Annotated in this window: 11 protein-coding genes; 8 read left to right on the top strand and 3 right to left on the bottom strand. The window is 71.2% G+C overall.

What is annotated here, in order from left to right:
• Nucleotides 1-147 precede the first annotated feature (147 nt).
• The 8 genes from Pka01_RS15790 to Pka01_RS15825 all read left to right on the top strand — a co-directional run bounded on the left by Pka01_RS15790 (nucleotide 148) and on the right by Pka01_RS15825 (nucleotide 13,156).
• Complete coding sequence (locus Pka01_RS15790; RefSeq protein ID WP_203883509.1) at nucleotides 148-984, top strand: FHA domain-containing protein; 837 nt, start codon at nucleotides 148-150, stop codon at nucleotides 982-984.
• The gene (locus Pka01_RS15795) at nucleotides 977-4,873 is read left to right on the top strand and encodes a WD40 domain-containing protein (RefSeq protein ID WP_203883510.1); all 3,897 of its coding nucleotides are present in this window, start codon (nucleotides 977-979) and stop codon (nucleotides 4,871-4,873) included. Before Pka01_RS15790 ends, Pka01_RS15795 begins: the two co-directional genes overlap by 8 nt.
• On the top strand, nucleotides 4,870-7,182 hold the full coding sequence (locus Pka01_RS15800; RefSeq protein WP_203883511.1) for an AAA family ATPase: 2,313 nt from the start codon (nucleotides 4,870-4,872) through the stop codon (nucleotides 7,180-7,182). The genes Pka01_RS15795 and Pka01_RS15800 overlap by 4 nt, the downstream gene beginning before the upstream one ends.
• Nucleotides 7,179-8,540 (top strand): protein kinase domain-containing protein, encoded by a 1,362-nt coding sequence (locus Pka01_RS15805; RefSeq protein WP_203883512.1) that lies wholly within the window; start codon nucleotides 7,179-7,181, stop codon nucleotides 8,538-8,540. Before Pka01_RS15800 ends, Pka01_RS15805 begins: the two co-directional genes overlap by 4 nt.
• Nucleotides 8,541-8,848: 308 nt before the next feature.
• Nucleotides 8,849-10,450, top strand: coding sequence for an FAD-dependent oxidoreductase (locus tag Pka01_RS15810; protein WP_239115016.1), 1,602 nt, complete (start codon nucleotides 8,849-8,851; stop codon nucleotides 10,448-10,450).
• Entirely contained in the window at nucleotides 10,447-11,703 is a 1,257-nt protein-coding gene (locus Pka01_RS15815; protein WP_203883513.1) for a cytochrome P450, read from the top strand. The genes Pka01_RS15810 and Pka01_RS15815 overlap by 4 nt, the downstream gene beginning before the upstream one ends.
• Before the next feature lie 176 nt (nucleotides 11,704-11,879).
• The gene (locus tag Pka01_RS15820; RefSeq protein WP_203883514.1) at nucleotides 11,880-12,218 is read left to right on the top strand and encodes a hypothetical protein; all 339 of its coding nucleotides are present in this window, start codon (nucleotides 11,880-11,882) and stop codon (nucleotides 12,216-12,218) included.
• Between the two features lie 182 nt (nucleotides 12,219-12,400).
• A complete protein-coding gene (locus tag Pka01_RS15825; protein ID WP_203883515.1) occupies nucleotides 12,401-13,156 on the top strand; it encodes a ferritin-like domain-containing protein in 756 nt (251 codons plus the stop codon).
• Nucleotides 13,157-13,191: 35 nt separating this feature from the next.
• Here the strand turns inward: Pka01_RS15825 and wrbA are convergent, their stop codons facing one another.
• From wrbA to Pka01_RS15840, 3 genes are all read right to left on the bottom strand, one after another.
• Complete coding sequence (gene wrbA / locus Pka01_RS15830; protein WP_203883516.1) at nucleotides 13,192-13,824, bottom strand: NAD(P)H:quinone oxidoreductase; 633 nt, start codon at nucleotides 13,822-13,824, stop codon at nucleotides 13,192-13,194.
• 187 nt (nucleotides 13,825-14,011) lie between these two features.
• Nucleotides 14,012-16,711, bottom strand: a complete 2,700-nt coding sequence (locus tag Pka01_RS15835; RefSeq protein ID WP_203883517.1) for a helix-turn-helix transcriptional regulator — start codon at nucleotides 16,709-16,711, stop codon at nucleotides 14,012-14,014.
• 505 nt (nucleotides 16,712-17,216) lie between these two features.
• Nucleotides 17,217-19,486, bottom strand: a 2,270-nt coding sequence (locus tag Pka01_RS15840; protein ID WP_203883518.1) for a lamin tail domain-containing protein, incomplete at its 5' end; no start/stop codon positions are given.

The raw sequence follows: 19,486 nt of genomic DNA on the forward strand, positions 1-19,486 counted from the left end.
ACAGAACGGCGCGAACTCACTTGCCGAGAAATTTCTCAATCGACGGGCGATCACTCCACCGCCTCCCCACTCGTCGGCGGCCGGGACCGGTCCCGAAGGGCAAGCGGTAGCGTGCGACCGTCCTGCCGGACTGGAGGGAGCGCGAGGGTGACGACCAGAGAATTCGTGCCGCACGTATTGCCGAGTTCCATGCGCAGCCTGGCGAGCGGCGTGCCGCCGGCACCTCCGGGCACGCTTTTCGCACTGGCCGCGTCCAACGGGTTCGCGGTGCCGCCCAGGAAGTTCACGCTTCATTTCGGCCGCGGTACGGACGACGTCCACGTGGCGGTCGGCGTCAACGATCCGTACGTCAGCCGGCTGCAGGGTGTGCTCGTGTGTGACGGCTACGAATGGTGGGTCCGCAACAAAGGCAAGCTGCCGATCCAACTGCCGGGCGGGGCTCTCCTCTTATCCGGCCACGAACTACTGGTGGAGCCCGGCTATACCCCGCTGCTCATCGGTTCCGCCAAGCGCCGTTCACATCTGCTGGAAATCCACGTCGTAGGTTCCCGGACCGCCGATGCCGGCGGCGACCAGCACAACCGGACGAAGGCGCCGGATGTCTACGAGTTGAGCCTGGCGGAGCGGCTGGTGCTGACCGCGCTCGCCCAGCGATACCTGCGCCAGGAGCGCTATCCACAACCGGTGTCGTGGAACCAGGTGGCCGACGACCTCAACCGCTTGCCGGACGGCAGGCAGTGGACGCCGAAGATCGCGGCGCACATCGTCGGCGCGGTACGCGAACGGCTGGCGGATGGCCCCGACCCGATCCCCGGCCTCCGGCGCGAGGACGGGGTCGGCGAACCGGTCGGCAACACGCTGAACCACAACCTGATTCAGGCACTGCTGCGCAGCGCCACGCTGCTGCCGGCGGATCTGCACCTGATCGGCGACGGCGACGCCGACGAGAACCCCCACGAGAACCCCGGTGAGAACCATGAGTGAGATCACTGTGACGTGGCCGGTCGGCGAGGTGGTCGACGGCCGCTACAAGGTGACCCGGGTGCACGAGCACGGCGGCATGGGCGTGGTGTACCGGGTCCGGCACCTGGGATGGGACATCGACCTCGCGGTGAAGAGCCCGCGACCCGATCTGTTCCGCAGTGCGGAGGACCAGCGGCGGTTCGTCGACGAGGCGGAGACGTGGGTGTCGCTCGGGCTGCATCCACACGTGTGCAACTGCTACTACGTCCGCGTGCTCGACGGCGTCCCCCGGGTGTTCGCCGAGTACGTCCCGGACGGCAGCCTGCATGACTGGATCGACGACCGGCGGCTCTACGACGGCGCCCCAACCGAAAAGCTGGCGCGCATTCTGGACATCGCGATCCAGACCGCGTGGGGACTCGAACACGCCCACGCCCGAGGCCTGGTGCACCGGGACGTGAAGCCCGCCAACGTGCTGATCGACGCCCAGGGCGGCACGGTCACCGCGAAGATCACCGACTTCGGCCTTGCTCGGGCACGTGCAATGGCCGCTACAGTCACCCCCGACGCACCGCCTGGCGCCAGCATTCTGGTGCCCGGCGGCGACGGCATGACCCCGCGGTACGCCTCTCCCGAGCAGGCGGCGGGCGAACCGGTGGGGCGGCGCACCGACATCTACAGCTTCGCGGTGTCCGTACTGGAGATGTGCATCGGCGGGGCAACGTGGATGGCCGGCCCCGCCGCGGGCGCCGCGCTCGCCGGCTACCTCGCCGACGTCGCGCCCAGGACCGCTGCGGGCGCCGTGCTCGCCAGCCACCGCACCGAAGACACGCCCGAGCCCACCGCGGGTACCGCGCTCGCCGACGACGTGCCTGGCACCGCTCTTGCCGGCCACCGTACCGGCGACGCACCAGGCGACGTGACCGGCGACGGGGTCGGCGCTGCCGTCATTCCGCCGGCCCTCGCCGACCTCCTCGCGCGCTGCCTGCGCCACGAGCCCGCCGACCGGCCGGCCTCCATGGCCGACGTCGCCGCCGAGCTGATCGGCATCTACCAGGACGTCATCGGCGACACGTACCCGCGCCCGGCGCCTGCGTTGGCCGACCTGCGCACCGACGAGCTCAACAACCGGGCGGTGTCGCTGCTCGACCTCGACCGGCACGCCGAGGCCGACGAGGCCTTCGCGCAGTCTCTGGCGGCCGACCCGCAGAACGTTCGCGCCCTGTACAACTCCGGGCAGGCTCGCTGGCGTCGCGGCGCCGTCACCGACGACGCCCTCATCGCCGAGATCGAGGCGACCCGCGCGGACATCGGCGACCCCTGGGAGGTGCGATACGCGCTCGCCCAACTCCACCTGGAACGCGGTGACCTGAGCACAGCGCGCAGGTTGGTCGACGAGCTGGCCCAGGAGCGGCCGGACGAGCCGGAGGTTCTCGCCGCACGGCGCCTGATCAGGTCCGATGAGATCATCGACGCCCGCCGCACCGGCGAATGGCCGGTGCCCTGGCCACTGCGCCCGCGCGATCTCTGGGACGTCAACGGGCGCCACGAGAAGACCGCGCTCGCCCTCACTCCCGATGGCCGGTTCATGGCGGCCGGCTGCTGGGACGGGACGGTCCGCATCTGGGACGTCCCCAGTGGGCAGCTCGTGTGGACACTCAAAGGGCACCGCACGACCGTGCACGCCGTCGACCTCACCCCGGACGGGCGTTTCGCCGTCTCGGTCTCCGAGGACGAAACCGTGATGTTCTGGAAGCTGACCAAGGGCCGGTTCGGCGGTTCGCCCAAGGGCCGCCGCCTGTACGCCAGCCCCAACCCGCCGTCGTGGGCCGGCGACGGCGGGTCGCGCCTCGGCGTCACCGCGGTCCGGCTCACCCCCGACGGCCGCTTCGCCCTCTACTCGGGCCTGGACGGCGCCTTCCGGGTCTGGGATGTCGGCAGCGGGCAGATGAGGACGCTCGACGAGGCCGCGACCGACCGGTTGGTGGCGGTGAGTGCCGATGGCCGCCTGGCGCTCTCCGTCCGCGGCGAGCAACCGGGACGTTCCAGGAGACGGGTCGTCCGGGTCTGGGATCTGGCCGACGGCCGGTGCCGGCTGGAGCTGCCCGGACACGAGTCGGCGGTGACCGCTCTGTGTCTCAGCGCCGACGGCCGTTTCGCGGCCACCGATTGCCGCCAGGGTGCGATCCGGGTCTGGGATCTGCGCGATGGCCGCTGCGTGCGCGTCCTGACGGGCGAGGTCACGGTGGACGCCCTGTCCTTCAGCGCCGACGCGCGGTTTCTGCTGTCCGGCACGGAGTACTCCGATGCCATCCGGCTGTGGGAACTGGACCGCGGCCGCTGCCTGCGCACCTTCCGGGCGCACCAGGGCGGCGCCACCGTGGTGCACCTGGACGCGGACGCCCGATCCGCACTCTCGGCGGGCCAGGACAAGGCGGTCCGGCGGTGGCGACTGCCCGGTGCGTACCGCGGCGCGCCGCTGCTGAGCCGGCCGCGACCGCACGTCGAACTGAGCCGGCTGGGTGACCGGGTGGACGCGCTGGTCGCCGAGGCGGAGGAGGCGATGGCGAGGGGCCGTTATCCCGCGGCGCTCGAACGGCTTCGGCAGGCCCGCGCGGTCACCGGGTACGAGCGGGAGCCGCGCGTCATGTCCGCCTGGTGGGAAATGGGCCGCCGTGCCGTACGGATGGGAGTGCGGGCGGCCTGGTCGTCGCGGGCCTGGCGAATCAGTGAGGTGACCTCGGTCGACCTGACCGCCGACGGCCGGATGGCCGCGTCCGGCGGCCGCGACGGGAGGGTTCGGCTGTGGGACCTCGACACGAACAGCTGCCTGCGGGTGTTTGAGGGGCATGAGGAGATGGTGGAGTCGGTCCGCCTGAGCGCCGACGGACGGTTGCTCCTGTCGTCGAGCCGGGACCGTACGGTGCGGCTGTGGGAGGTCGGCACGGGCGCGTGTCTGCACGTGCTGTACCGCGCGAAGGGGGCGCTGTACCACTCGGAGCCGGTGCGGTTCAGCGCGGACGGCAGGCAGGCCGTGGTCGGCGGCCAGGACGGCCTGGTCCGGTACTGGGACCTGGAAACCGGTGACTCGACCCGGCAACTGGGGAGGGGCGCCTGGGGAATCGACGACCTGTGCCTCGGCGACGACGGACGATCCGTCGTGGTCGCCAAGGGCGGCAACGCGGAAGTATGGAACCTGACCGACGTCCAGCCCCTGCATCGCCTCCGTGGGGTCGAGCGTGGCCTGCTCGCCCGCAACATACGCTCTGTCTCACTCAGCGCCGACGGGCGTTTCGCACTGGCCGGTGACGACAACGGCATCCAGTTGTGGAACATCACGACCGGGGACGTTGTGCGCACGCTCGACCTGCCGGACTCGACCGGATTCCACACTGTCCGGATGACCGCTGACGGACGCTTCGCGGTGTCCGGCCACTACTGGTCGCACACGACGATCTGGGACCTCCGCAGTGGGATTCCCGTACGGGTCCTCGACGGCCACGAGCGGGGCGTGAGCTGTCTCGCGATGACGCCCGACGGCCGCTTCGTGCTGACCGCGAAGGACGGCACCCTGCGACTGTGGGAGCTCGACTGGGAGCTCGACGCCCGGGACGCGGCCGACTGGGATGACGGCGCGGCGCCGTACCTCGACGTGTTTCTGCGACGGCAGGGTCCACAGTGGACGGACGAGGACCTCGACGCCCTGATGATCCGGCTCCAGGACACCGGCTACGGTCGGCTGCGCGCCGACGGGGTGCGGGCCCAGCTCGACAACATGACCACCGGAGGAATGCGGACCCAGCCCGACAACACCTCCACCAACGGGCGGACCCGGCTCGACGACACGACCACCGACGGGCGGACTTGGCTCGACAGCACGACCACCGACCGGGGCTGGTCGACGCAGTGACCGGATACACCGACAGCGCCGCATTGGCGCTCAGCCTCGCCAGGATCGAGGCGCGGTACGGCGGGGCGTCCGAGATCGAGCCGGGACATCTGCTGGTCGCGCTGAGCTCGATGTGCCGGCCGGACCTCGACGCCGTGCTGGACGGCGGCGAGCTGAGTCCGGACGCGCGCCGCGCGGTCAGGACGGACGTCGAACAGCTGCGCCTGTGCTTCACCCGGGCCGGTGTCGACCCGGTCGCGCTACGCCGCCGGTTACGCCGTGCACTCATGGTCGCCGAGGCCGGGCCGGAGCCGCGTTCGGTGCCGCACCGCAACCGGGCCGCGCGGCGGGCTTTCACCCGGGCGGCCGAGCTGGCCGCGAACGGCCCGGCCGGCACAGTCGAGCTGCTGCGCGCGGTGCTCGAATCCCCGGCCCCGCACTGTCAGGAGGTGTTCGACCGGCTCGGCGTCACCGATCCCCTCGCCGCGCTCTTCCCTGAGCAGCGAGCAGAACCGGCCGAAGAGCGGGCGACACCGGCGCTCGACCGGTACGGCCGGGACCTGACCCGGCTGGCCCACGAGGGCAGGCTGCCGGCGCTGATCGGACGCCGCGACGAGCTACGCGCCCTGGCACGCGTGCTGGTGAAGCAGCGCAAGCCCAACGCGGTGCTGGTCGGCGACGCGGGGGTCGGCAAGACCGGCGTCGTGGAGGGCTTCGCCCAGCTGCTCGCTGAGCCGGGCGCACCCGCCGGGCTGGCCGGCACGCGGGTGGTCGAGCTGTCGATGTCCACGCTGCTCGCAGGAACCATGTACCGGGGCGAGTTCGAGGAACGGCTCCAAGCCGTGCTCGCCGAGGCACGCGAAAACCCGGAGCTGGTCCTCTTCATCGACGAGCTGCACACCGTGCTCGGCGCGGGCGGGACAGGAGCCAGCGACGCCGCTAACATCCTCAAGCCCGCACTCGCCCGCGGCGAGCTGCGCTGCGTCGGCGCGACGACGCCGGGCGAATATCGGCTGCGCGTCGAGGCCGATCCCGCCCTGCGCCGCCGGTTCGAGGTGATCTGGATCGAGGAGCCGACCCGGGCCCAGACGGTGGAGATCCTGGCCGGGCTGCGGGAACGGTTCGCCGACCACCACGGGGTCGACATCTCCCCCGACGTGCCAGAGGCGGCGGTGGACCTCGCCATCCGCCACCTGCCCGAGCTGCGCCTCCCGGACAAGGCCATCGACGTGGTCGACCAGGCGTGCGCCGCGGCGCGGATCCGGACGATCAGCCCGGAGCTTCCGGCGGGCGCGCCCGTACGGGTCGGTCGTGCCGAGGTGGCCGCCGTCGTGGCCGAGCGGGCCCGGCTGCCGGTCGAACGGGTCGACGCGATCGAGGCGCGGCGCCTGCTCGGGCTGGAGGAGCACCTGCGCCGACGGGTGATCGGCCAGGACGACGCGGTCGGCGCGGTCGCCGACGCGATCCGCACCTCCCGGGCCGGGCTGGGTGACCCGCGCCGGCCGATCGGCGGGTTCCTGTTCGCCGGGCCGACGGGAACCGGCAAGACGGAGCTGGCCAAGGCGCTCGCCGAGTTCCTGTTCGACGACGAGCGGCGGCTGATCCGCATCGACATGTCGGAGTACCAGGAGCGGCACGCAGTGTCGCGGCTGCTCGGCGCCCCGCCCGGATATGTCGGGCACGACCGGGACGGCCAGCTCTCCGGACCGCTGCACGACCACCCGCACAGCGTCGTGCTCTTCGACGAGGTGGAGAAGGCACACCCGGAGGTGCTGGACCTCTTCCTGCAGATCTTCGACGAGGGTCGGCTCACCGACGCCCGCGGACGTCGCGTCTCCTTCACCGACGCCGTCGTCATTCTCACCTCCAACCTCGGCGTCGCTTCGCGCGGGCCGCTCGGCTTCACCCCGGGTGCCGAGGACGCGGCCGCCGACGGCGGCGGCGAACGGGTCATGGCCGCGCTGCGGCAGGAGTTGCGGCCGGAACTGCTCGGCAGGATCGGCCGGGTCGTCGTCTTCGACCCGCTGACCCCGCCGGCGCTGCGCCTGATCGCCGACAGGCTGATCGACCGGGTCAGGGGAAGGCTCGCCGACCGGGCGATCGCGCTCACCCTGACCGACGACGCCTACGACCTGCTGGTCCGCCACGGCGTCGAGGCCCGCTCGGGCGTCCGCGCGATGGAACAGGCCGTCGAACGGCTGCTCGTCCAGCCGCTGGGCCGGGCAATGCTCGCCGGGCGGTTCACCGACGGCACATCGATCCGCGTCGAGGCGGCCGGCGACGGGTTGGTCTGCACCCCCACTCTTCAGCCAGGAGGTACGGCTCGATGACGGCCACCGTCACGTTGCGGCTCGTCAAGGGGCGGCTCGACCGCACCGAGTACGTCTTCGACGAGCGGACCACGTGTGTTCTCGGCCGTGCCGACGACTGCGCGCCGCGACTGCCGAGCGACGACCACCACCGCACCGTCTCCCGCCACCACTGCCTGCTCGACATCAACCCGCCCGACATACGCATCCGCGACTTCGGCAGCCTCAACGGCACGTTCGTCAACGGCGAGAAGATCGGCCAGCGGGAGGCGCACCAGACGCCGGCCGAAGGCGCGGCGACGTCCTTCCCGGAACACGACCTGACCGACGGAGACGAGATCCGGCTCGGCGAGACGGTTTTCCGGGTGGCCATCCGGCTCCCGACCGCGCAACGCACCCTGTCGCTGGCCCGATGTGCGAAATGCGACCGGGAGGTGGGCAGCGAACTCGGCGGCCGGTCCGGCGAGTACGTCTGCGCCTCCTGCCAGGCCGAGCCCGGCGCCATGGCCGAACTCCTGGTGGGCCTCGCACGCAGCGGCAACCCCGACCTCGCCGCCATCGCCGGGTACACGCTGCTGCGCGAGCTCGGCCGCGGCGGGATGGGCATGGTGCACCTCGCCCGCCACGAACACACCGGCCAGGAGGTGGCGCTGAAGGTGATGCTGCCCAGGGTCGCGGCGAGCCCGACCGCCCGCGCGCGGTTCCTCCGCGAGGTGGAACTCACCAGAGCCCTGCGGCACCCCAACATCGCCGCGCTGTACGACGCCGGTTTCGCCAACGGCACGTTCTACTTCACCACCGAGTACTGCGCCGGAGGCAGCCTGGACAAGCTCCTGGCTCGCCGGGGTGGCCGGCTGGAAACCGCCGACGCCGTACGGCTCGCCTGCCAGGTCCTGGACGGCCTGGCACACGCGCACAGCCGGAACGTCGTCCACCGCGACCTGAGCCCGCACAACATCCTGCTGGACACGACCGGCGGCTCACTGGTGGCCAAGGTCGGCGACTTCGGCCTCGCCAAGGCGTTCGACCAGGCCGGCCTCAGCGGCCTCACCAGAACCGGCGCGACCGCCGGCAAGCCCTGGTACATGCCCCGCCAACAAGTGATCAACTTCCGTGACGTCACGCCGGCCGTGGACGTGTGGGCGCTCGCCGCATGCCTCTACCACGCGCTGACCGGCGAACACCCCCGGAACTTCCCGCGCGGTAAGGACCCCTGGCAGGTCATCCTGCAGGCCGAGCCGGTGCCGATTCGACGACGCAGGCCGGACGTCCCGGCACCCCTCGCCGAGGTCGTCGACGAGGCGCTCCGCGAGAAACCGAAGAGCGCCTTCCAGACCGCGGACGAGTTGCGTCGTGCGCTGCTCGCGTGCTCGCGCTAGCGCCCGGCGGAGGAAATGCCCCAAGAGCACGGGGGATCGACCTTGTTCGCACCGCCGACCGTCTCGGCGCCTCGCCTTTCGCGTGAGTCACTCCGGTCACTTCTCCGCCGGCCTGCCAGGGTGACGGCTCAACTCCCTGGGCGTACGTGGTTGCTACGTTGGAGTGAAGAGACACGTCGGCGGGGGATCGCAAGGGTTGCTCCGCATATACGGGAGCCGCTCCACAGGGCTGCTCAGCGCGGGCGAACACCCTCAGGCTCCGCGCCCGCGAGAGCGAGCGATGACGATCCCCGAGGGGGGACGTCTCCATGCGAGTAGTCGTTGACCTCACCAGATGCCAGGGATACGGACAGTGCGTCTTCGCCGCGCCCGGCGTGTTCCGGATGCCGCACGCCGAGTCACTGATGTACTCCGGCGACGCCGACAGGGACCAGGTGCTGCGGGCCGCGGCGGCATGCCCGGTGCAGGCCGTGCTGGTGGACGAGGACACCGTCCTGGGCCGGCCGGAAGGACCGGCGACCCCCCACGGAGACACGCCGGTCGGCCGCATCGTCATCGTCGGGGCCTCTTTGACGGGCCTGCGGGCCGCTGCGACGTTGCGCCGTGAGGGCTACCGGGGGGCGCTGACGATGATCGGCGACGAGCCGGGCGAGCCGTACGACCGGCCGCCGCTGTCCAAACAGGCGCTCACCGGCCGGTCCGCCACACTCGACACCAGCCTGCCCCGGCGCATCGAACTCGACGCCGAGTGGATGCGCGGGGTCGCCGCCGTCGGCGTGGACCTCGACCACCGGCGGGTCCACCTGGCGGACGGCCGCGCCGTCGAGTACGACCGGCTGCTGATCGCCACGGGTGTGCGGGCCCGGCCGTGGCCGAACCCGCAGGAGGCCGCCCTGGACGGCGTCGTGGTGCTGCGCACCCGCCAGGACGCCGAGGACCTGCGGCGGCGGCTCGCGGCCCGACCGCGCGTGCTGGTGATCGGCGGCGGCTTCACCGGATCGGAGATCGCCTCCGTCTGCCGCGAGCTGGATCTGCGGGTCACCCTCGCCGAGCGCGGCCCGGCCCCACTTCAGGGCGCCCTCGGCAAGGTGATCGGTCAGATCGCCGCCGACATGCAGCGCGATCACGGTGTCGACCTGCGCTGCGGCGTCACCGTGACGGCACTGGAAGGCGACCGCGAGGGACGGCTGTGCCGCGCCCGCCTGTCCGACGGCAGCGTGCTCGACGTCGAACTGGCCGTGGCCGCGCTCGGCAGCGTGTGCAACGTCGACTGGCTCGAGGGCTCGGGGCTGGCCGCCGGACCGTGGGGGGTCGGCTGCGACGCGGGCTGCCGCGTCTTCAACGCCAACGGCATGGTCCGCGACGACGTGTTCGTCGCGGGCGACGTCGCCCGCTTCCCGCACCCCGTCTACGGCTACCGGTTCCTGACGCTGGAGCATTGGGGCAACGCGGTCGGCCAGGCCCGGGTGGCGGCGCACAACATGATCAGCGCTCCGGCCGACCGGCAACCGCATCTGGCCCTGCCGGTCTTCTGGTCGGCCCAGTTCGGGGTCAACATCAAGGCCGTAGGCGTGCCGGCCTTCTCCGACGAGGTGGTCATCGCCCAGGGCTCGGTCGCCGAGCGCAGGTTCGTCGCCGTGTACGGCCATCGCGGCCGGATCAGCGCCGCGGTCACCTTCGACCAGGCGATGTGGCTGGACTTCTACCGCGACCTGATCGAGAAGGCCGCGCCGTTCCCGCCCGACGCCGACATGGTGGGCCGGCAGGCGGAGATGCGGCCGGTGCCTGCGGGGATCGCCGTACGCGCCCCCGCGATCCAGGACGCCACCGTGGTGGTGACCGGCGACGACCTCGAAGGACGGCGCGCGACGCTGCTCGGCGCCCACGGTTCAGGGGAGACGGTGAGATGACCACGGCCTACGAGAGATTCCTCGACTACGCCAACCGCGCCGACCCCTACCCGCTGTTCCCGGAACTGCGGGAGACTCCGGTCGCGCGGCAGCCGGACGGCAGCTACGTCGTGAGCACCTACCGGGAGATCGTCGCGCTGCTGCACGACCCGCGGGTCAGCTCCGATCTCCGCAACCTTCCCGAGATCGCGAACATCCGGATCGCGCCCGACGACGCCGCACCGCAACTGCCGCCCGAGTTCATCCGCCGCGACCCGCCCGATCACGACCGGCTGCGGGCCATGGTGATGAAACACTTCGGCCCGCCCGGCGCCCCCGGCCGCGTCGCCGGCATGGAACCCCGGATACTCCAGATCACGACCGAACTGATCGACCGGCTCGCCGACCGGCACCGGATCGACATCGTCGACGACTTCGCCTACCCGTTGCCGGTGACGGTGATCTGCGAGCTGCTGGGGGTGCCCCGCGAAGACGAGCCGCTCTTCCACCGGTGGTCACAGATCGCGGTCGGGACCAACGACCCGACGACCGGATCCCTGGTGGAGCGGAACCGGCGGCGGTTCGAGACCATGGCCCAGCTCGGCCGTTACCTGGACGGCCTGGCCGACGCCCACCTGCGGGCCCCGGGCGACGACCTGCTCTCCGCGCTCGTCACCGATGACGAGCCGGCACGGCCCGACGTGCTGAGCACCGCCGCGCTGCTGCTGATCGCCGGCCACGAGACCACGGTCAACCTGATCGCCAACGGCATGCTGACCCTGCTGCGCCACCCGCACGTGCTGGACAGGCTGCGCCGCGAGCCCGGCTACGCCGTCAAGGTGGTCGAGGAACTGCTGCGCTACGAACCGCCGATCCACATGCCGGGCCCTCGCCGTACGGCACTGGCGGACATCACCATCGCCGGCACCACCATCCCCAAGGGTTCGGTGATCGTTCTGGTGCTGGCCTCCGGCAGCCGCGACCCCGCCCGTTTCGCCGATCCCGACCGCTTCGACCCCGACCGGCCCGACAACCAGCACCTGGGGTTCGGCGGCGGCATCCACTACTGCTTCGGAGCTCCTCTCGCCCGGTTGGAGACCCGGCTGGCGCTCGGCGAACTCGCGCGACGCCTGTCCGGCCCGCGCCTGGTGACCGATCCGCCGCCGTACCGGCCCACCCCGAACCTCCGGGGGCCCGAGCACCTGCTCATCGACGTCGACGGCATCCGCGCCGCCGATGATCCCGTCCGGCCGGAGCGGGTTCTTCATCCATAGGCCGTCCCACGCTCAGCCCGTGGCAGCCTTCCTTCACCATGCGTCCAAGTCGTTATATGCGTAACCATGTCCCAGCCACGCCTACTCATGATCGGATGTCTGCGCACAAACGCCGTCCGCCGATCTCATCCCACGGATATGGCTCGAGGCCGGCACATCACCAGAGGAGCCGATTCGTGTCGTACGCCGAGCTGATAGAGCCGTTTCTACGCACCACGATGGAAGTGCTCCGTGACGCCGATCGCCCTCTGGCGCCGCGCGAGGTGATGGAGCTCGTCGGCGAACAGGTTGAGATTCCTCGTGAGCTGGCCGTGACGAACGACTCCGGACAGATCCGATGGCAATCTCAACTCGGCTTCCGAACCGGAGAGGCTCGTGCCATCGGATGGCTCACCAAGGGCGGCAGATGGTCCATCACCGAGCTCGGGAGACGGGCCTTGGAGGATTACCCCGGCACCGAGCTCTACCTTGAAATGAAGCACCGATACGAGTCCCAACGCCGGGCTTCCCACTGAACGAGCAATCCCACGTCGTGCCGTAAGACGGCCTGACGAAGCCCGTGTGAGCGGACGGAGCCACCGGATCACCCCGCGTCGTCCCACCACAGCGGCCCTCCGGCCAACCACTTCGATCACACGCCGAACCTCTACAAATCCACCCCTGGAATCTGCACAGCGGGTCCGTAGGTTCGGGGACCATGATGGTCGAAACCGGCGACTTCACCCCCTGGCTGCGCGACTTCGAGGGCGCCGCCCTTCTCCGGCGTACATGGGGCGACCCTGATTGGAGTCAGGGCGCCAGGCTCGGGCCCGCCCTGGTGCGGAGCCTTCAACGGTTCCAGGTCGGGGAGAACGGCGACGGCGCCGCACTCCTGCGTAAGGCGGACCTGGCGGGAGATCCCGTGTACACGGACACGGTCCGCCTGTTCGTGGCCGAGGAACGCGGGCACGCCCGGCTGCTCGCCCGCCTGCTCGAGACCGCCGGTGAGACGACGATCGCGGGCCACTGGACCGACGCCGTCTTCGTCCGGATGCGGCGGCCGCTCGGCCTGCGCACGGAGTTGATGGTGCTGATGCTCGCCGAGGTGGTCGCGCTCGCCTACTACCGGGCCGTGCGCGACGGAGTCCGCGACCCCCTCGCCGCTGAGGTGGCGGGCCGGATACTCGCGGACGAGCACCGCCACGTGCCGTTCCACTGCGACCGGCTGCGGCGGTCCTTCCAGGACTTCTCCCGCCTGTCCCGGGCGACCGTCGCCGCGGTGTGGTGGCTGTCGCTGGCGGGCGTGGTGACCGTGGTCGTGCTGGACCACGGTCACGCCCTGCTCGGCCTCGGAGTCACCCGGACCGCCTTCGCCCGGGAGGTCATGGCGGATTTCCGCGACGTCGTCGCGGCCGTGATGTCGCCGGGCGTGCGAACGAGGCCTTCACCGGCCGTCATACGCCCCGGATCGTGACCCTGCCCAGGTAGTCGGGGTGGTGCTCGATTGCCTCACACGTACAGGGCCTCGCGCCCCCGCTTGAACGTGCCCGTGATCTCGACGACACGGCGAGTCTGGAACTCCATCGCGGCCAGTTCGACCTCGCCGGGCGGGATCTCGGCGTTGTTGGAGGTGTGGCTGGCGCCGTACGGGTTGCCCATCTGGAACTGGATCGGGTCGGCGTAACCGGGCGGGACGATGATCGATCCCCAGTGGTAGAAGGTGTTGTTCAGCGCGACGATCGTCGTCTCCTGCCCGCCGTGCCGGGTGCCGCTCGAAGTGAACGACGAACCGATCTTGTTGATCAGCTTGCCCTGCGCCCACAGGCCGCCGGCGGTGTCGATGAACTGCTTGAGCTGCGCCGCCGGCAGTCCGTAGCGGGTGGGTGTGCCGAACATGATCGCGTCGCCCCACACCAGGTCGTCAAGGGACGCCTCCACGATGTGCTGCGTGGCGGCGGCGTGGTCGCTCCATCCCTGGTTGGAGGCGATGGCCTCGGCGGGGGCCAACTCGCGTACCTTGCGCAGCCGCACCTCGGCGCCCGCCTTCTCGGCGGCGGTGGCGGCTGCCTTGGCGAGCTCGAAGACCGTTCCCGTCGACGAGTAATAGATGACGGATACCCGGACAGCCTCATTCAAGGACATAGTTGATCTCTCTCGGTTACGGTTTATACCGAAATGAGAATTTAGGTCGGACCGCTGGAGTGCACATCGGTCACCGCATCGGTCATCGCATCGGTCATTCGTCGCCGGGCGCGTACGGCAGGCAGACCGCTTGGCGCGGCGCGGCTCGGCAGGCGGCACGGTTGGCGCGGTACGGCAGGCCGGCCGCTCACTCGCTCAGCGTCGGGATGAGCTTCCTGAGCTCGGCGCGTGACGCGATGCCCAGCTTGAGGAAGACGCTGGACAGATGGTGGCCGACCGTCCGGGGGCTGATGAACAGCGAGGCGGCGATGTCCTTGTTGGTGAGGCCCTGGGCGGCGAGCCTGGCGATCCGCGTCTCCTGGGGCGTCAAGGGGGTGGAGCCGGGGGCCTGTTCCGTCTGAGCGCTCGTCTCACCGGCCAGTTCGAGTTCGGTCGTCGCGCGGACCAGCCAGTCGTGCGCCCCCAGCCGGGCGAAGGTCTCCCTGGCGGCGCGCAGATGTCCCCTGGCCAGGACCCTGCGGCGGGCTCGGCGCAGCCACTCGCCGTAAAGAAGCTCGGTCCTGGCGTGGTCGAACGGCCGTTCTGCCTCGGCGTATCCGGCGAGCGCCTGCGTGTAGAGGGCCTCCGCCTCATCGGGGCCGGCCGTCAGGGCCCGGCAACGGAAGGCCGCGCCCCTCGCCCAGGTGGCCCCGCTCCGGTCCGCCCACTCCTCGATGAGCCGCACCCACTCCGGGATCGTGTCCTGGCGCCCAGCGCGGACCGCCGCCTCGACCGCGTCCGCCGCCGCCAGCACCGCGAAGGTCGAATGCGCCCCCTCGCCGCCCGGTGTGATCAACCTGTCCAGCAGGTCCGAGGCGTCCTCCGGGCGTCCGGAACCGAGCGCCGCCATCCCCTGGTGCCAGTACGACGCGCCCATCAGCGCCCGGGACGACCAGCTCGACCTGGACCGCTGCACCTCCCGGATCAGCTCTTCCCCGGCGTCCTCCCCCTCGGTGACGGCGCTCAGCCAGCCCATCACGTTCAGGCACTGGGCGATGACGCTGGAGGCCACCATGCCCTCACCGAGCCGGAGCCCTTCGCTCGCGTTGAGCCGCGCGTCCGCCCAGTGCCCGCTCATCATGTCGACCAGGCCGAGTTGCGAGAGCAGGAAGGCCAGTGCGGACAGCACCCCCGTTTCCTTCGACCGGTCGGCGGCCCGCTGGTAGTAGGCGCGCGCCCGCTCCTCAAGGCCCCAGGCGACCGCGATGGGCGCGGGAAGCAGCAGCCACATGATCAGGTTGAAGTCGTTTCCCGGCCTGATCTCCGGCATGGCCTGGCCACCGGGCTGCGCCTCCTCGAACCACCAGTGGCGGACCCCCTTGACGAGCAGGTCGGCCTGCTCGTCCCCCGTCGCCGGCAGCCCGTCCAGCACTTCCAGCGCTCGAGCCCACAGCTCGGGTGAGTCGATGTTCCACGCCGCCCGCAGCGCCAGGCAGGCGAGCTGTACCGCCAGCCGCGGGTCCTCGACCATGCGGGCCTCGGCCAGCAGCAGCCGATGGGCGCTCGCCTGCTCGCCGTGGACGAACTCCAGGAGGCCCCGCAACCCTCCGCTGAGCGTCGCGACCACCGCCTCAGGTGCCTGACTCCGCGCCCGCGCCAGCAGCTCGCGCGCGCACTCCGGCTCCCCCGACTCCCAGGCGGCGCGTGCGGCGGCGGCGTACCGCCTGCCTGCCTCCTCCAGGTCGGGCGTCAGCTCCGCCGAACGGCGCAGCGCCTTCGAGGCCGCCGCGCACCCGCCTCGGGACAGGGCCCGCTGCGCCGAGTGGTGCAGCAGGTCGGCGACCTCCGCGTCCGGTTCCAGGGTCGCCTCGGCGAGATGCCAGGCCCGGCGGTCCGTGTCGTCCTTGCCTGCGAGTACGGCGGCCAGCGCCCGATGGACGGCCTGCCGTTCCGGAGGGAGCGCCGCCTCGTAGATCACGCTGCGGATGAGGGGATGCCGCAGACTCACCCGGTTCCCCGACAGGTCAAGGAACCGGTCGACGACGGCCTGATCCCACGTCTCCGCGCCGATCTCGAGAGCGGCGGCCGCGGCGCTCACGGTCCCGAGGTCGCCGCGGTCCTCCGCCGCGACCACGAGGAGCACGGTCCTCGCCGCCGGGGGAAGGCACGCGACCATGGCCAGGAACGCCTGACGCAACATCGGCCCCGGGGTCAGTGTGTCCCCGACGGCGAGGCCCGTGCCGGCCATCCCGGAGAACTCACGCAGCGCCAGCGGATTGCCGTGGGCGGAACGCAGGACCGCCCTGACGGCCGACTCGGAAAGCTCGGCGTGCTCGGCCCGCAGGTAGGCGCACGCGGCGGCCTCGTCCAGCGGCTCGACGTGGAGCCCATCGACGCCGCTCCATCTGCCGTCAGCCGGACCATGATCGGTGGCGACCAGCGCGATCGGCTCGGTGCGCAGCCTGCGGGCGACGAAGGCCAGGCAGCTCGCCGACTCCGGGTCGATCCACTGGGCGTCGTCCAAAAGGATCAGCACCGGCTGCCGGCGTGCCAGTTCAGAAAGCAGGGTCAGAGTGGCCGCGCCGAGCAGGAGGCTGTCGGTCCTGCCCTCGGCCAGACCGAAGGCGGCACGCAGCGCCGCCGCCTGGGGTGCGGGCAGCGCGTCCACGCGATCGAGCACGGGCCACAGCAGTTCGTGCAGAGCGGCGAAGGCCATGGCCGATTCCGACCGAGTCCCCCTGCTGCTCAGAACGGCGAATCCGTCAGCCCGGCTCTCGACGTGGCGGAGCAACGCGGTCTTGCCGATGCCTGGATCGCCCCAGAGCAGGAAGGCGCCACCACGCCCCTGCCGAGCCCCGGCGAGGAGGCGGTCGAGTGCCGCCGCCTCCCGATCTCTCCCGTATAGCACGTCCGACACCACCTCCTTACGTTACGAATCTGTAATGTAACGCAACAAAGACGAGGGCGGACCTCTTCCCCAGCCCGTCCGCGCATCGAGACGCGGGAGCGGAGAAACGACCCCTCATCTCGAGGGATTCACGTCAGGGCCGGAGGAGGACACCCTTGGGACAGCAAGTCCCTCGGGCCGTCCATTCCCGGCGCCGACAAGCCGGTCGACGCCATGCGCGTCGATCTCGACATGCTCGCGCCGTTTTCGGGGGCCGAGCCGTCGCACTTCCGTGCATGATCACGAATGGTGAACGCGCAGGTCACGGCACACTTCGCCGAATCCGCGCATGATCACGGACGGGGAGTGCGCAGGTCGCGGAGCTTTCTGCCGAACCTGTGCATGATCACACCCAAGGGGCGTGGTCACGCCCAAGGGGAGGTGATCACGCCCATGGAAGGGTGACCACACCAAGCAGGGCCGGCCGTGGGTGGTGGCCGGGCCTGCTTGGATCAGTCGATCGCGATCAGGCTCCGAAGGTCTCGCACCGCTTGCCGACGTTGGTGTTGTTGCCGCCGCCGGCCCGCGCCACATCCGAACCGGCACCGCAGTCGATGCCGTCGTTGCCACTGGCGGTCGTGATCTTGTCAGCGCCGTCGCCCGTGGTCACCGTGTTGTTGCCGCCACCGGCGTTGACCGTGTCGTCGCCGTCGCCGGTGGTGATCTGGTCGTTGCCCGAGGAGGTCGTCACGGTGTTCGCGCCGGCTCCCGCGCGGACCACGTTGTTGCCGCCGCCCGCGTCGATCCAGTCGTCGCCGCCGGTCGTGGTGATCTGGTCGTTGCCGCTGCCCGTCACGACGCAGTCGCTTCCGCCGCCGCCGTTGACCGTGTCGTTGCCGCCCCGGCCGATGATCAGGTCGTTCGCGCCGGTACCGGAGATCTGGTCGTTGCCGGTCGTGGCGACGACGACGTTCTGGATCTCGCTGCCGGCGCACGCGGTCGCGGGCACGCCGTCCGCGCGGACGGCGACGGCCCCGGTCTGCTTGATGCCGGTGAGCCCGGTGACCTTGCCGTCGGCCGACACCTCGGTGTAGGTGACCGATCCGCCCTTGCCGACCGTCAGCGTGACCGGCGTGCCGTTCACGCTGACCGTGACGACCGCCGGCTCGCCGTCGACCGTCGTGATCGTGCTGGTCTTCGCGGAGCCGGTGAGCTCGTAGGAGCCCTGTCCCAGCGCGATCGTCGCGCCGCTGCCGGCCGGCTGGAACCGCGCCGCGGAGGAGCCTGCGCCGGCCTTCACCCGTACGCCCGCGGGGTCGCGCACGTCGGAGATGGTGAGCGTGCGGCCGCCGCGGCCGAGGATCTTGCCCGAGGTGGTGCCGCCCACGAGAGCGTCGGAGAACGTCTCGTTGGCCGGGTTGTTCGCCTGCGAGATGCCCGGCGGGAACGTCACGTCCACGACGTCGTCGATGCCGTCGTCGTCGGCGTCGAGGTCGAGCACCGTGCAGGTGAGCGTTCCGCCGCGCAGCGCGTGCCCGTCGTCGTCACTGTCGTCGGACCAGAAGACGGGCTTGTGGCCGTCCACGCACTCCGACTGGGGCGCGATCGCGAAGCCCTCGTTGTTGATGTTGGGCATCGAGCCCGGCCGCTCGTACACGTCGGTGACGGCGAACTTGCCGCCGGCGTCGATGCCGAGGGTCGCGGTGCGGCCGCTGCAGGTGTCGTCGCACACCGCCCAGAGGTGGTCCGTCTCAGGGTCGAACGCGAGGTCCATCACGCTGGGGAACCCGCTCGCGATCGTGGCGACGCGGGTGAATCCGCCGCCTGCCTGGTCGAGCGCGTAGGCGTAGATGGTGCCGTTGGCCTCGAGGCCGACGAAGAACAGGCCGTCGCCGTGGCCCGGGTAGGCACCCGGGTCATAGGCCGCGCCGGTGTGCTCGTCGCGGAAGCCGTGCGAGGTGAGGTAGGAGTCGGGGATCCAGGAGATCGCCTCAAGCCCGCTGTTCGCGGCGACCGCGGGCAGGTCCGCGGTGAGGTTCCATTCCCTGGTCGCGCTGAGGCTCGTCGCCGTGCCCGCCGGGTCGAAGCGCAGGATCTCGGGACGGCTGACACCGCTGTTCGCGTTGTTGCGTTCGGTCGAGACGAACACGCCGCCGGCCGGTCCGGCTCCGGTCAGGGTCACGCCTTCGGAGTCGAGGTCGCCGGTGCCGTCCGGGTAGTGCAGCGCCTTGCCCGCGTTCCAGCCGCCGGTCGCGGTGGGCGCCCACTCGTCGCCGTCCCACTCCAGGCGGTACAGCGCGCCGGGGCCGTTCCTGACCGCCCAGAGCACTCCGGGCGTCCCGTCGCCGGACGCCTCGTAGGCCAGGCCGCTCATGTTGGTGCCGAACGTGTCGGCGGCGTCGGCGGTGGTCACGGCGTCGCCGCCCGGCCACGGCTTGGCGGAGACCTGGCCCGGGCACGCGTTCGCCGCGCCCTTCGTCGAGGTGGTGGTGGTCACGAACGCGCCGCTGCCGTCGGGGCACCGGCCGTACGTCGTCGCGGCGTGGGAGGTCCAGGTGTAGGAATCGGCGAGCGTGGTGCCGTCCGGCCGGAACAGGCGGGCGGAGTCGGCGCCGCCCAGCCCGAAGACCGGATCGACGTCGAGCGCCAGGAACGCACCGGCGGCCATCGTCGTGCCCGCCGCGACCGTGAACACGTGCGAGTCGTCGTTGTCCTTGACCACCCAGCCGGAGACGTCGACAGGGGTCGTCCCGGTGTTGACCAGCTCGACCCAGTCACCCGGCGTCCCGCCGTCGG

It is taken from the genome of Planotetraspora kaengkrachanensis (assembly GCF_016862895.1).
GTDB lineage: Bacteria > Actinomycetota > Actinomycetes > Streptosporangiales > Streptosporangiaceae > Planotetraspora > Planotetraspora kaengkrachanensis.